Origin of the sequence: Aquabacterium commune, from assembly GCF_004362855.1 — a bacterium.
Lineage (GTDB): Bacteria > Pseudomonadota > Gammaproteobacteria > Burkholderiales > Burkholderiaceae_C > Aquabacterium > Aquabacterium commune.
Map to the genome: position 1 here is coordinate 114,689 of NZ_SNXW01000006.1, position 12,292 is coordinate 126,980.

Consider the following 12,292-nt stretch of genomic DNA (forward strand, 5'->3'; position numbering starts at 1 on the left):
GTTTTTGGCGTTGCTTGACGCCCAACCCGTTTGATGAAGGATGTCCGAATGAGCTCGCTGTCTTCTGCCTCGACTTCCCCCTCGACGTCGGTTCGTGCCTGGGCCGCCCAGGAAGCGGCCAAGCCGCTGGCGCGCTTTGACTACGATCCGGGCCCGCTTGGCTCGGAAGAGGTGGAGATCCGCGTCGAGCACTGCGGGCTGTGCCACTCTGACCTGTCCCTCATCGACAACGAGTGGGGCTTCTCGGCCTATCCCATCGTCGGTGGCCACGAGGTCATTGGCACGGTGGTGGCGTTGGGCGAGGGCACCAAGGGCCTGAAGCTGGGGCAGCGCGTGGGCCTGGGCTGGATGTCGGCCAGCTGCATGAGCTGCAAGAGCTGCCTGGGCGGCGAGCCCCAGCTGTGCCGCGCCGGTGTGCCGACCATCGTGGGCCACCACGGCGGTTTTGCCGACCGCGTGCGCGCTCACTGGCTGTGGACCTGCCCGCTGCCCGAGGGCCTGAACCCGGCCAAGGCCGGCCCGCTGCTGTGCGGCGGCATCACGGTGTTCTCGCCTTTCCTGAACTTCGACATCAAGCCGGTGCACCGCGTGGGCGTGGTCGGCATCGGGGGGTTGGGGCACCTGGCGCTGAAATTCGCACGGGCCTGGGGCTGCGAGGTCACGGCCTTCACATCGAGCGAATCCAAGCGCGACGAGGCCCTGGCCCTGGGCGCGCACCGCGTGGTCTCCAGCACCGACCCGAAGTCGATGAAGTCGATCGCGGGGCAGCTCGACATGGTGCTCGTCACCGTCAACGTCATGCTGAACTGGAAAGCCCTGATGGGCACGCTGGCGCCCAATGGCCGCCTGCACCTGGTGGGCATCCTGCCGCAGCCCATGGAGGTCGAGGCTTTCCCGCTGATCGGCGGCCAGCGCAGCGTCTCGGGCTCGCCCACAGGTTCGCGCCAGGACATCGACACCATGCTGGCCTTCGCCGCACGCCACGGCATCGAGCCGCAGACCGAACACTACCCCATGAGCCGCATCAACGAGGCCCTGGACCACCTGCGCGCCGGCAAGGCCCGCTACCGCGTGGTGCTGGACGCCGACAGCGCCGATGGCGTTGGCCCAGCGGCTTGATGAACTGAAAATCCGAGGATCCCTTCCATGCAATTCCCCGAGTCCTGGCTGCGCAGCTTTTGCAACCCTGACCTGAACACGCAGCAACTCGCCGACCTGTTGACCATGGCCGGTCTGGAAGTCGAAGAGCTGCAGCCCGTGGCACCGCCGTTCACGGGTGTGGTGGTGGCTCAGGTGCTGGAAGTCGCCAAGCACCCCGATGCCGACCGCCTGAACGTGTGCAAGGTCGATGTCGGCACGGGCGAGGTGCTGCAGATCGTGTGTGGCGCGCCGAATGTGCGTCCGGGCATCAAGGTGCCTTGCGCCACCGTGGGGGCCGAACTGCCACCGGGGACCGATGGCAAGCCCTTTCTCATCAAGAAAGGCAAGCTGCGCGGCGTGGAAAGCCACGGCATGCTGTGCTCCGCCAAAGAGCTTGGTGTGGCAGAAGAATCCAACGGCCTGCACATCCTGGCCGACGACGCCTCGGTGGGGCAGGACATCCGCGAGCACCTGAAGCTCGACGACACCCTGTTCACGCTCAAGCTCACGCCCAACCTGGCGCATTGCCTGAGCGTGGCGGGCATCGCGCGGGAGGTGTCTGCCTTGACGGGTGCGCCGTTGACGCTGCCAGCCACTGCGCCGGTCCAGCCGGCCAGCGACGCGCGCCTGAAGGTGAATGTGCAGGCGTCCGAGTTGTGTGGCCGTTTCGGTGGTCGTGTCATCCAGGGCGTGAACCCGCAAGCCAAGACGCCCGCATGGATGGTCGAGCGCCTGGCTCGTTGCGGCCAGCGTTCCGTCTCGGCGCTGGTGGACATCTCCAACTACGTGATGTTCGAACTGGGCCAACCCTCGCACGTCTTCGACCTGGACAAGATCCACGGCGAACTGACGGTGCGCTGGGGACAGGCGGGCGAGACGCTCAAGCTGCTCAACGGCAACACCGTCACGCTGGACGCGCAGGTGGGTGTGATCGCCGACGCGAACCAGGTCGAGTCCCTCGCGGGCATCATGGGCGGCGACGCGACCTCGGTGGGCGACGACACGAAAAACGTGTACCTGGAAGCCGCGTTCTGGTGGCCCAAGGCGATTGCCGGCCGCGCCCGCCGCTACAACTTCTCCACCGACGCCTCCCACCGCTACGAGCGCGGCGTGGACCCGGCGCCCACGGCCCAGTGCATCGAGTACATCACCCAGCTCATCTTGGACATCTGTGGTGGCCAGGCCGGACCGTTGGATGACCAGACCGTCAACCTGCCCAGCCGCCAGCCCGTGACGCTGCGCCTGTCGCGCGCCCAGCGTGTCATTGGCATGCCGGTCAGCCTGGCCGAGGTGCAGACGGTGTTCCAGCGCCTGGACCTGCCCTTCAGCACCCAGGCCCAGGGTGAGGACACCCACCTGATCGTCACCCCGCCGAGCTGGCGCTTTGACCTGCAGATCGAGGAAGACCTCATCGAAGAGGTGGTGCGCGTGATCGGCTTCGACAAGCTGCCGCGCCGCGCACCCAAGGCCCCCGTGCAGGCGCAGGTGCGCCCGGAAGCCCGCCGCGGTCTGTACGCCGTGCGCCGCGCCGTGGCCGCGCGTGGCTACCAGGAAGCCATCACCTTCAGCTTCGTCGAGGCCCGTTGGGAGGCTGACTTCGCCGGCAACACCCAGCCCATCCAGCTGCTCAACCCGATCACCAGCCAGTTGTCGGTGATGCGCTCGACGCTGGTCGGCAGCCTGGTCGAGGTGCTCAAGACCAACCTGGCGCGCAAGGCCGAACGCGTGCGCCTGTTCGAGGTGGGCCGCGTGTTCCGGCGCGATGCGTCGGTGGCCGATGGCCCGCAGAGCGTGGCAGGCTTTGATCAGCCCGTGCGCGTGGCGGGCCTCGCCTATGGCCCGGCCGATGTGCTGCAGTGGGGCCAGGCCTCGCGCAACGTCGATTTCTTCGATGTGAAAGGCGACGTCGAGTCCTTGCTGGCACCGCGCCAGGCCGCTTTCGTGGCCGCCGAGCACCCCGCCTTCCACCCAGGCCGCTGTGCCCAGGTGCAGGTGGAGGGCCGCATCGTGGGTTTCGTGGGCGAGCTGCACCCGAAGTGGCGTCAGGCCTACGATCTGCCCCAGGCCCCCGTGCTGTTCGAGCTGGACGCCACCGCGCTGACCGAGCGCGAGGTGCCCCGTCTCACGAGCGTGCCGCGCATGCAGTCTGTGTTCCGCGACCTGGCCCTGGTGGTCAACGACCGCACGCCGCATGACGCCTTGATCGGCGCCATCCTGGCGGCGCCAAGCGACGGCCTGGTGCGGGGTGCCCGACTGTTCGACATCTACAAGCCCAAGTCGCCCGTGACCGGCATCAACGAAGACGAACGCAGTTTGGCTGTGCGCATCGAATTGCGCGATGATGAGCAGACCTTGACCGACGAGCGCATCGACGCAGCGGTGCAAGCGGTGTTGCAGACGCTGAACGACAAGGTCGGTGCGCGCGTGCGCGCCTGAGGCCGAGACGGGGAGACAAGCCGAATGAACGACAAGATCAGCGACCTGGTGGTGCTGTTGCCGACCATCGAGACGCCGACGCTGACCAAGGCCGACCTGTCCGAGCTGCTGTTCGAGCGCCTGGGCTTGAACAAGCGCGAGTCCAAGGACATGGTCGAAGCCTTTTTCGAGCTGGTCCACGGCAGCCTGGTGGATGGCACGGACGTGAAGCTCTCCGGCTTCGGCAACTTCCAGATCCGCCGCAAGGCACCGCGGCCGGGCCGCAACCCGCGCACGGGCGAGGCCATCCCCATCAAGGCGCGCAATGTGGTGACCTTCCACGCCAGCGCCAAACTCAAAGGCATGGTGCAAGGCGACATCCCTGCGGGTGAAGACTTGGAGTAAAGTCTGAAGCTTCGGCCAAAGGCAATTGATTTACCTCGGTTTTTCGGTCAGAGGTTTTGTTGACATTGCGCCAACATGCCGCCGAAGCAACCTGCCGAAAGCGCCCCCGCACGCCTCCGCAAACAGCACCGAGCACACAGCATCCCAGGGACCATGGACCGCCTCAGCCCCGACTTGCCTCCGATTCCGGACAAGCGCTACTTCACCATCGGTGAGGTCAGCGAGCTGTGCCTGGTCAAGCCCTACGTGCTGCGCTACTGGGAGCAGGAATTCGTCCAGTTGCGCCCCATGAAGCGCCGTGGCAATCGCCGCTACTACCAGCACCACGAGGTGCTGCTGGTGCGCCGCATCCGCGAACTGCTGTACGAAAAAGGCTTCACCATCAGCGGGGCACGCAATCGCCTGACCGAGATGGGGCCGCTGCCGCGGGGTGACGCAGCGCTGTCAGGCGAGCCCTTGCCGGACGACATCGATGTGTCGGTGCCGCCAGCCTTGCTGGTGGCTGCTGCACCTGCAGGTGGCGCCATGGCCTCGCGCGCCCTGCAGGCCTCGTCACCCGCGATGGCCGAAGCCGCCTGGCTGGTGCCAGAGCTGGACGCTGGCGCTTTCCAGCAGCTGCCACCCGAGGCCATTGGCCCTCTGCGCGAAGCACTGTTGTCGATCCGCGACCTCTTGGCTTGATGAAGGTGACATGGTCCTTTCGGAGCGCTGGAAAAGTGTGTTATAGTCTAAGTCTTGTCGGGGCGTAGCGCAGCCTGGTAGCGCACTTGCATGGGGTGCAAGGGGTCGCGAGTTCGAATCCCGCCGCCCCGACCAAGAACGACACAAGCCCAGCAGAGCAATCTGCTGGGCTTTCTGTCTTTTGGCTTGGCAATGGCTCCTGCAATCTCCTTCCATCGCCCTGCGTCTTGTGTGATTTGTCACACAACCAGCCCGTGCCCCAGCTAGAGTCAGCGCATCGAAAGTCAACTGACACGGAGCGATCACGATGTTGAAACAATTACAGGGTTATTCGACCCACTGGGCCGCAGGCGTTGCGCTTTCGGCATTGATCGGTCTGACGGCTGCGCCCGCGAGCGCCCAGACCTTGTCCCTGGCCGGCGTGCGCGACAGCAGCCTGCCTCAAAACCTGTACGACACCGGCACCATCTTCACGCCCGGATACTACGATCAGGTCCAGTTCCTGAACGGCACGGGCGTGGCTGCGGCCAGCACCATCAACGGTTCGGCCCGCGCGCAGTCCGATTACGGCGTCAACCGTGTGGAGGCGGCTTCCTTTGCGCCCGTGGACGACGAGCTCCTGCGCCAGACCTCCATCGGCGGCCCGTTCGCCGATGCCTTCTCCGTCTGGGCCGACCGTTTCGTGGTGCAAGGCGGCACGGGCGTGGGCACGTTGTCGGTGAGCGCCATTGTCTCGGGCCAGTTCGGTGCGCAGCCTGGCGGTTTCGGCTTTTACGACCTGATGGTGGTGGACTCAGGCGATGCGGCAGCCGACGCCCGTGCCGTGGCGGCCATCCTGCGCGACGAGTCTGGTCCAGACACCTTGCTGGCCACGTCCGTGCTCTCCCTGGCCCAAGAGGTTCCTGCGCCTGGCTTCACCACCGATGTGGAAGCCTTGACGCCGGGAGCAGCCTTCGGTCGCGTGCTGGCAGGTCAGGTCACGTTCACGTACGGCCGACCGTTCTACCTGGTCAGCGTGTTGGGCGCCTCGGCCAATGACTTTGGCTCGCTCAGCGCCTTCAACTCGGCCCATTTCGGCATCACGGCGCCCACGGGTGCGGCCATCGTGTCCGATGCCGGCGTGAACTACGCCGCGGCTGTGCCTGAGCCGTCCACTGCTCTCATGGCGCTGGTGGCTTGCCTGGGCCTGGCTGGGTGGCGGTCGCGCAGGTCCGCATGAGCGGTGCCGCCGCCTGAAGGCCGGCCTTGCCTGAACTGAAAGCGCCTCAGCGAACTCAGCGAGGCGCTTTTTTCATGGCCTTCTGAACCGAGCGGTCGAACTCCTGCTGTAGGATGACCGGGAACGCCGCGCTCACCGAGCCAATGGCCAGCGGGCGCAGGCGCTCGAACAGGGACTTCATCGTTTCCGCCAGGCGCACATCGGGGGCTTTGCCCGACGGACGCTGGTCTTGCGCCGACGACGCCAGGTTTTTGAGCAGCGCGAGGAACAGCTGCTCCACATAGACCTTGGCGATCGCCCGGCTGTGGTCGATGAGCTTGTCTTGCAGGTCCAGCACCGTGTCCAGCGGCACATCGAGTTCGGCCAGCTGGATGCCGATGCGCTCCAGCGCCGGGCTGAGCATTTCGACTTCGTCGGGGCCGATGGGGCGGTACAAGCCGTTCTGGCTGAGGCGTGCTTTTTGTTCGGGCGTGGCGGGCGTGGCCCAGTGCGACGCCATCTCGGAGATGGCCTTGCGCTGCGGTTTTTCCACCGTGAAGAAGGTGGTGGAGAACAGCCCGCTGATCAGCGCGTACTCCGACCAGGCGCCGTCGGGCGTGTCGAGCAGCATGGCGCGGATGGCCTCCAGGCGGAACCCTTGCTGGCGCAGGTCGCGGATGAGTTCGAGCTTGCCTTGGTGTTCGGCGTCGTAGAAGGCCACGCGGCCTTGCAGGCGCGGCGGCGGCATCAGGCCGGCCGTCTGGTAGGCGCGGATGTTGCGCACGCTCACGCCGGTGCGCGCGGCGAGTGCGTCCACCGTCATGTCGGGCGCACCCACAGCGCTGGCCACGTGCGACTCGGCGGGTGCGGGCTTAGCAGTTGCGGTGCGGGCCTTCGAGCGCCGGTGCGGCGGGGTGATGGAGCCGGGCATGGATCAGCCTCGGGTGCCGTGGCTCAGAGGGGCTCCGTGCGCATCAGCACTTGATGCCCATGTGCAGGGCGACGACGCCGCCCGTCATGTTGTGGACATCGACGTGGCCAAAGCCCGCGGTTTTCATCATGGCCTTGAGCGTGGCCTGGTCGGGGTGCATGCGGATGGATTCGGCCAGGTACTGGTAACTGTCGGCATCGCCTGCGACCATCTGGCCCAGTTTGGGCAGCACCTTGAAGGAGTACCAGTCATAGACTTTTTCCAGGGGCTTGGCCACCTTGGAGAACTCCAGCACCAGCAAGCGGCCACCCGGCTTGAGCACGCGGCACATCTCGGCCAGGGCGGCTTCTTTGTGCGTCATGTTGCGCAGGCCAAAGGCCACGGTGACGATGTCGAAGGTCTCGGCCGGGAAGGGCAGCTTTTCGGCGTCGCACAAGGTGGTCGGCAGGGCCAGGCCCTTGTTGAGCAGGCGGTCGCGGCCTGTGCCCAGCATGGCTTCGTTGATGTCGGTGTGCACCACCATGCCCGAAGGGCCCACGCGCGCTGCGAAGGCCTCGGAAAGGTCTCCCGTGCCGCCGGCAATGTCGAGCACCTTGTGGCCTTCGCGCACGCCACTGGCCGCGATGGTGTAGGCCTTCCACAGCCGGTGCAGGCCCATCGACATCAGGTCGTTCATGACGTCGTACTTGTTGGCGACGGAGTCGAACACACCGCGAACGCGCTGTGCTTTTTGGGACTCGTCAACCTGCTGGAAACCGAAGTGCGTGCTGCTCATGGTGTGATCTTAAACGGTGGCGGGCTGGGCTGCAGCCGGAGCGCTCTGGAGCGCGCGGGCACAGGCCATGGCGCTGGCCCAGGCCCACTGGAAGTTGTAGCCGCCGAGCCAGCCGGTGATGTCCACCACCTCGCCGATGAAATGCAGGCCCGGCACGAGCTTGCTCTCCATGCTTTGCTGGTGGAGTTCGCGGGTGTCCACGCCACCGGCCGTGACTTCGGCCTTGGCGTAGCCCTCGGTGCCGCTGGGCACGAGCTGCCAGGCGTTGGCTGCCTGGCCCAGGGCGTCGAGGTCTCTGTCTTTGAGTTCGGCCAGTGCGGCCTGCGGCTGCAGGGCAGGGTGCTGTCGGGCCACCTCGGCAAGCCAGGCCTGCGCAAGGCGCTGGGGCGCGGCCTCGCCCAGGGCCAGACCCCAGGCGGTGGACAGCTGCTTGCGCGACCCGCTCTTGGCTTCCTTCAGGGCTGCCGCCAAATCCTGCTGCGGGTTCAGGTTGATGGTGAGCGCCTGGCCGGGCTGCCAATGGCTGGAGATCTGCAAAACCGCCGGGCCGCTGAGGCCGCGGTGGGTGAAAAGCAGGTCTTCGGTGAAGTGCGCCATCTGCGGGCCCTTGCCCTTGCCCTTGCCGCCCTTGCCGGCCACAGGCACGCACGAGGGGGTCTCGATGACGACCTCCAGCGAGACCCCGGCCAGCGGCACGAAGGGCGCCCAGTGGGCCGCGTCGAAGGTCAGCGGGACGAGGGCAGGGCGCAGGGGCACGATGCGGTGGCCGAAGCTGGCCGCCCAGCGCTGGCCGGCATCGGTGGCACCGATTTTCGGGATGGACGGCCCGCCCGTGGCGATCACGACCTGGTGGGCCTGCACCACGCCCTGGTCGGTGTCGAGCTCAAAGCGCACGGTGGCGTCCTCGCGGCGGCGGATGGCCTTCACGCCACAGGGCTGCCAGCGTTGCACGCCGCCGGCTTCGCACTCGCGCAGCAGCATCTGGACGATGTCGTCGGCGCGGTGGTCACAGAACAGCTGGCCGCGGTGCTTTTCGTGCCAGGCGATGTGGTGGCGCTCGACCAGCGCGATGAAATCCTGCGGGCTGTAGCCGGACAGGGCCGAGCGGCAGAAGGCCGGGTTCTCGCCCAGGAAGTTGCCCACGCCGACATCGCGGTTGGTGAAGTTGCAGCGCCCACCGCCCGAGATGCGGATTTTCTCTGCCACCTTCGCGGCGTGGTCGAGCACCAGCACGCTGAGGCCGCGCTGGCCGGCCACCCCTGCGCAAAACAGGCCGGCGGCACCGGCGCCAACGACGACGACATCGAAACAGGACGTGGGAGACATGGGGAACGGGCGCTCAGGCGTGGGCAATCTGCCATTGTCGCTGCTCTGCGGCAGCGGGGGCACCGTGGCAGGGCCTCTTCAGCGCGGCCCCAGGCCGAGTGGCTGGCTGGCCGAGAACAACGCCTCACCGGCTTGACCGTCGGCGTGCACCAGCTGGTTGTGGCCCTGGCGACGCGCTTCCTGCAAGGCCTCGTCGGCGCGGTGGATGGCCGTGTCCAGCGATTCACCGCTTTGCAGCTGTACCACGCCGAGGCTCAGGCTGAGCGGGGGGCGCCCGTGTTGTTGGCAGACCTGATCGACGCGGCGCACCATGCGCTCGGCCACGTGCAGCGCGTCGGTGACGCTGGTGTCTGGCAAGAGGGCCACGAAGGCTTCGCCGCCGAGGCGGCCCACCAGGTCACGGCTGCGCAGCAGGGAGCGGGCGGTGGAGGCCAGCAGGCGCAGGGCTTCGTCCCCGGCGGCGTGGCCGTGGTCGATGGTCAGCAGGCGGAAGCGGTCGATGTCGAAGCGCATCAACGTGGCGCTGCCGGGTGCGCCCAAGGCCAGGGCTTGCGTGGCCAGTTCCTGAAAGTGGCGGCGGTGCGGCACGTGTGTGAGCAGGTCGAAGTTGGCCATCTGGCGCAACTGCCGGTGGGATTCGCGCAGGTCCAGCTCGGTGCGCTCGTAGGTCATCAGCAGGCACATGTACACCGAGAACATCACCCCGGCGACCAGGGCAACGAGCACCACGGGCTGCTGGATCTGGCTGGGATCCACCACCGGTGCGCCCCAACTGCCCATGGCCGAGAACAGCCGTGGCACCTGCACGCTGGCGGCCGCCACCAGGAAAATCAGGATGGCCTTGAGGTAGGGGCTGTGGCGGCCGTCCTTGTCGTGGCGCACAGCTTGCACCTGCCAGGCGGCATAGAGGTAAAACAGCACGTTGACGAAGCTGAACGAGGCCACGCGCGCACCCAGGTCTTGCGGGCTGGCGTGCCACACGGCCACGTAGGCGCTGCCACCGGCGAGCGCGAGCGCCCAGTCCACCCACGCCGGTGAGCGGAAGCTGCTGCGGATGTAGAACTGCCGCATGCCGGTCAGCATGGTCAGGGGCCATTGCAAGGTCAGCAGGGCGGAGATGGGCAGCAGCCAGGCGTGGTGGTGTTGCAGCACCAAGCACAGCGCTCCGGCCGTGTTGGCCCACTGGGCGGCCGTCCACCAGCCGAAGCCCAGGTAGGTGCGCTGCGTGGCGCCCACCAGGCTCATGGTGGCTGCGGCCGTGAACAGCACCACGCACACGACCAGCGTGAGGGTGGGCAGGTGCAGGGTCGGCAGGAAGGGCATGGGCGGTGTCGGGCGGTCGGCTGTGTTTCGGACACAATCTGTGGGCACAGTATCGCTGAGCGCGGGCGGCAAAAGCACGCTTGGCCAGGACGGCACCCTCACAACAGGAGATCAAAGATGAGCATGGACGTGGTGGACTACGACATCCGCGGGGCGGAGATGCAGTTTGTCGAGGTGGAACTCGACCCGGGCGAGGCGGCCATCGGCGAGGCTGGCAGCATGATGTTCATGGACACGGGCATCGAGATGGACACCGTTTTCGGCGATGGCGCCAAGCAGCAAGGCGGTCTGTTCGGCAAGCTGCTGGGCGCAGGCAAGCGCCTGATCACCGGCGAAAGCCTCTTCACCACCATCTACACGAACCAGGGCACGGGCAAGCGCCGCGTGGCCTTCGCCGCGCCTTACCCGGGCAAGATCCTGCCGATGAACCTGGCGGAGCTGGGCGGCACGCTGATGTGCCAGAAGGACGCTTTCCTGTGCGCAGCGCGGGGGGTGTCGCTCGGCATCGCGTTCCAGAAGCGCCTGGGCGCAGGCTTTTTCGGCGGCGAAGGCTTCATCATGCAGAAGCTCGAAGGCGATGGCCTGGCCTTCGTGCACGCGGGCGGCACGGTGGTGCGCCGTGAGCTGAAAGCGGGCGAGTCGCTGTTGATCGACACCGGTTGCGTGGTGGCCTTCACCTCTGGCGTCGATTTCGACATCCAGTACGTGGGCAAGGTCAAGACGGCGCTGTTCGGCGGCGAAGGCATCTTCCTGGCCAAGGTCACGGGCCCGGGCCAGGTCTGGCTGCAGAGCCTGCCGTTCTCGCGCCTGGCCTCGCGCATCTTTGCGGCAGCCCCGCAAAGCGGTGGCGGTGGCCGCGAGGAGAGCTCCCTGCTGGGCGGCTTGGCGGGTGGCAGCTTGCTGGGTTCGGTGCTGGGCGGCAACGACGACTGATGGCGTTCGTGCGGGGCCTTACACTGGAAGGCTTGACCGCCTGAACGGACCCCCGGATGAGTTTGGACCTGATTTCCCCCCTGGCCGCGCGTGCCGCCAGTGCTGTTGCGGCCATTGCGGCCGTTGTTGCCGCGGTGACTCTGAGCGGCCTGGCGGCATCGCCCGCCCGCGCTCAGCCTGCCAAGCCCGCTGCGGCTGTGGCGCCTGTCGTCGGCAAGGCCCCGATCTTCGTGCTGAACTCGTTGGACGCCAACGTGAGCGTCATCGACCCGGTCACCTACCAGGAAATCCGGCGCGTGCCCACGGGCAAGGAGCCGCATCACCTCTACCTGTCGCCGGACGAGAAGTCGCTGCTGGTCGCCAACGCCCTGGCCGATTCGCTGACCATGCTCGATCCGCGCACGGGCGAGGTCCAGCGGGTGGTCACCGGCATCCCTGATCCCTACCAGCTGAAGTTTTCGCCCGACATGAAGTGGTTCCTGACGGCGGCCAACCGCCTCAACCACGTGGACATCTACCGCACCACGCCGCGCGTCGGTGGCGGTGTCGATCTGGCGCTGGCCAAGCGCGTGCCCACGGGCAAGACGCCCAGCCACATCGCCACCGACAGCAAAAGCACCGTGGCCTATGTGACCATGCAGGACAGCGACGAACTGGTTGCCATCGACCTGGCCACGCAGGCCATCCGCTGGCGCTCGCCCACGGGCAAGATGCCGGCCGACGTGTTCGTCACGCCCGACGACCGCCACCTGCTGATCGGCCTGACCGGTGACCGCGCCGCCGAGGTGTACGACGTCACGGGGGCCAAGCCGGTGCTGGTCAAGCGCATCCCCTCGGGCGATGGTGCCCATGCCTTCCGCGCCTGGGGCGACAAGCGCCACGTGCTGCTGAGCAACCGCGCGGGCAACACCATCAGCCGCATCGACCTGCAGACCTTCACCGTCGTGGCAACCTACCCGGCCCCGGGCGGCCCCGACTGCATGGACGTGCTGGCCGATGGCAAGACCATCCTGGTGACCTCGCGCTGGGCGCGCAAGCTCACGGTGATCGACACCGTGCAAGGCAAGGTGGTGCGCCAGATCCCGGTGGGCCGCTCGCCGCACGGGGTCTGGACGCTGGACCATGCGGCACGCCAGTGACACCCTCCTGAGCACGGCGCGGTCGC

At 67.1% G+C, this 12,292-nt stretch carries 11 protein-coding genes and 1 tRNA gene; 8 read left to right on the forward strand and 4 right to left on the reverse strand.

Features of this window, described 5'->3' with window-relative positions; translation table 11 throughout:
• Positions 1 to 48: 48 nt before the first annotated feature.
• The 6 genes from ahr to EV672_RS11450 all read left to right on the forward strand — a co-directional run bounded on the left by ahr (position 49) and on the right by EV672_RS11450 (position 5,860).
• Positions 49 to 1,119 carry an NADPH-dependent aldehyde reductase Ahr gene (gene ahr / locus EV672_RS11425; protein ID WP_133609313.1) on the forward strand — a complete coding sequence of 357 codons (1,071 nt, stop codon included), beginning with the start codon at positions 49 to 51 and terminating at the stop codon, positions 1,117 to 1,119.
• Positions 1,120 to 1,146: 27 nt separating this feature from the next.
• Entirely contained in the window at positions 1,147 to 3,576 is a 2,430-nt protein-coding gene (gene pheT / locus EV672_RS11430) for a phenylalanine--tRNA ligase subunit beta (protein WP_133609315.1), read from the forward strand.
• Between the two features lie 24 nt (positions 3,577 to 3,600).
• Positions 3,601 to 3,960, forward strand: coding sequence for an integration host factor subunit alpha (locus EV672_RS11435; RefSeq protein WP_133609317.1), 360 nt, complete (start codon positions 3,601 to 3,603; stop codon positions 3,958 to 3,960).
• A 153-nt stretch (positions 3,961 to 4,113) separates the two neighbouring features.
• Positions 4,114 to 4,641, forward strand: a complete 528-nt coding sequence (locus EV672_RS11440) for a MerR family transcriptional regulator (protein ID WP_133609319.1) — start codon at positions 4,114 to 4,116, stop codon at positions 4,639 to 4,641.
• A 58-nt stretch (positions 4,642 to 4,699) separates the two neighbouring features.
• Positions 4,700 to 4,776 (forward strand) — tRNA-Pro (locus tag EV672_RS11445).
• 172 nt (positions 4,777 to 4,948) lie between these two features.
• Positions 4,949 to 5,860 carry a hypothetical protein gene (locus EV672_RS11450; protein WP_133609321.1) on the forward strand — a complete coding sequence of 304 codons (912 nt, stop codon included), beginning with the start codon at positions 4,949 to 4,951 and terminating at the stop codon, positions 5,858 to 5,860.
• A 55-nt stretch (positions 5,861 to 5,915) separates the two neighbouring features.
• On the opposite strand, the gene EV672_RS11455 is transcribed toward EV672_RS11450, so the two are convergent.
• The 4 genes from EV672_RS11455 to EV672_RS11470 all read right to left on the reverse strand — a co-directional run bounded on the left by EV672_RS11455 (position 5,916) and on the right by EV672_RS11470 (position 10,194).
• Positions 5,916 to 6,770 (reverse strand): MerR family transcriptional regulator, encoded by an 855-nt coding sequence (locus EV672_RS11455; RefSeq protein WP_133609323.1) that lies wholly within the window; start codon positions 6,768 to 6,770, stop codon positions 5,916 to 5,918.
• A 43-nt stretch (positions 6,771 to 6,813) separates the two neighbouring features.
• Positions 6,814 to 7,545, reverse strand: a complete 732-nt coding sequence (gene ubiE / locus EV672_RS11460) for a bifunctional demethylmenaquinone methyltransferase/2-methoxy-6-polyprenyl-1,4-benzoquinol methylase UbiE (RefSeq protein WP_133609325.1) — start codon at positions 7,543 to 7,545, stop codon at positions 6,814 to 6,816.
• A gap of 9 nt (positions 7,546 to 7,554) precedes the next feature.
• Positions 7,555 to 8,871, reverse strand: coding sequence for a BaiN/RdsA family NAD(P)/FAD-dependent oxidoreductase (locus EV672_RS11465; RefSeq protein ID WP_133609327.1), 1,317 nt, complete (start codon positions 8,869 to 8,871; stop codon positions 7,555 to 7,557).
• Positions 8,872 to 8,949: 78 nt separating this feature from the next.
• Positions 8,950 to 10,194 (reverse strand): GGDEF domain-containing protein, encoded by a 1,245-nt coding sequence (locus EV672_RS11470; protein ID WP_133609329.1) that lies wholly within the window; start codon positions 10,192 to 10,194, stop codon positions 8,950 to 8,952.
• A 117-nt stretch (positions 10,195 to 10,311) separates the two neighbouring features.
• Between EV672_RS11470 and EV672_RS11475 the strand changes: the two genes are divergently transcribed.
• Together EV672_RS11475 and EV672_RS11480 are read left to right on the forward strand one after the other, a co-directional pair.
• The gene (locus tag EV672_RS11475; protein WP_133609331.1) at positions 10,312 to 11,127 is read left to right on the forward strand and encodes a TIGR00266 family protein; all 816 of its coding nucleotides are present in this window, start codon (positions 10,312 to 10,314) and stop codon (positions 11,125 to 11,127) included.
• 56 nt (positions 11,128 to 11,183) lie between these two features.
• A complete protein-coding gene (locus EV672_RS11480; protein WP_133609333.1) occupies positions 11,184 to 12,266 on the forward strand; it encodes a YncE family protein in 1,083 nt (360 codons plus the stop codon).
• Positions 12,267 to 12,292: the final 26 nt, after the last annotated feature.

What these genes read in the sequence shown, in the direction of transcription:
- EV672_RS11440 (WP_133609319.1), top strand. Translation starts at nt 4,114, where the DNA reads ATGGACCGCCTCAGCCCCGACTTGCCTCCGATTCCGGACAAGCGCTAC.
- EV672_RS11480 (WP_133609333.1), top strand. Translation starts at nt 11,184, where the DNA reads ATGAGTTTGGACCTGATTTCCCCCCTGGCCGCGCGTGCCGCCAGTGCT.
- ahr (WP_133609313.1), top strand. Translation starts at nt 49, where the DNA reads ATGAGCTCGCTGTCTTCTGCCTCGACTTCCCCCTCGACGTCGGTTCGT.
- EV672_RS11455 (WP_133609323.1), bottom strand. Translation starts at nt 6,770, where the DNA reads ATGCCCGGCTCCATCACCCCGCCGCACCGGCGCTCGAAGGCCCGCACC.
- ubiE (WP_133609325.1), bottom strand. Translation starts at nt 7,545, where the DNA reads ATGAGCAGCACGCACTTCGGTTTCCAGCAGGTTGACGAGTCCCAAAAA.
- EV672_RS11450 (WP_133609321.1), top strand. Translation starts at nt 4,949, where the DNA reads ATGTTGAAACAATTACAGGGTTATTCGACCCACTGGGCCGCAGGCGTT.
- EV672_RS11470 (WP_133609329.1), bottom strand. Translation starts at nt 10,194, where the DNA reads ATGCCCTTCCTGCCGACCCTGCACCTGCCCACCCTCACGCTGGTCGTG.
- EV672_RS11435 (WP_133609317.1), top strand. Translation starts at nt 3,601, where the DNA reads ATGAACGACAAGATCAGCGACCTGGTGGTGCTGTTGCCGACCATCGAG.
- EV672_RS11475 (WP_133609331.1), top strand. Translation starts at nt 10,312, where the DNA reads ATGAGCATGGACGTGGTGGACTACGACATCCGCGGGGCGGAGATGCAG.
- EV672_RS11465 (WP_133609327.1), bottom strand. Translation starts at nt 8,871, where the DNA reads ATGTCTCCCACGTCCTGTTTCGATGTCGTCGTCGTTGGCGCCGGTGCC.
- pheT (WP_133609315.1), top strand. Translation starts at nt 1,147, where the DNA reads ATGCAATTCCCCGAGTCCTGGCTGCGCAGCTTTTGCAACCCTGACCTG.